The organism is Vibrio sp. Y176 (assembly GCF_033438945.1).
In genome coordinates this window covers 1-506 of the sequence record NZ_JAWOQS010001246.1, presented here as the reverse complement: position 1 = coordinate 506, position 506 = coordinate 1, and the positions used below count along the sequence as shown (strand labels likewise).

Here is a 506-nt window from a genome sequence, read left to right as displayed (position 1 = left end):
CGCGCTCATTGGCAAAACACTTGCCCCGTCACCGAGCTTTATTACTTTGCCTGTCGCACTGCAGTTTCTCGGTTTAATGGCGGCAACGATACCTGCATCATTGATGATGGGGAAACTCGGTCGTCGTTTGGGCTTTAGCCTAGGTAACCTCATCGGCATCGTGGGCGCAAGTTTGGCGACGTACGCGTTAAGCCAACAAACCTTTTATCTATTCTGTTTTTCTACGTTTTTGCTCGGTGTCGGAATCGGCTTTGGCACGCTCTATCGTTTTGCTGCAATAGAAGTGTGTGAAGAATCGGCAAGACACAGAGCAATTTCAATATCTATGGCGGGTGGGGTATTAGCGGCTATTCTCGGTCCGAACTTAGCGGTTTATTCGCAACAATGGTCAGACGATGGTTTATATACGAGTGCTTTTTCTGTCCTGATTGTTCTCTACATCACCGCGCTTGTATTGCTTCAAACGATTCGGTTCCCGCCAGCGCATACTCAGCTATCGCATGTTA

The 506-nt window shown here is 48.2% G+C and carries 1 protein-coding gene; it reads left to right on the top strand.

Translation table 11 applies throughout. The features are described from left to right. On the top strand, positions 1–506 hold a 506-nt coding region (locus tag R7O13_RS31210; RefSeq protein ID WP_318305773.1), incomplete at both ends, for an MFS transporter.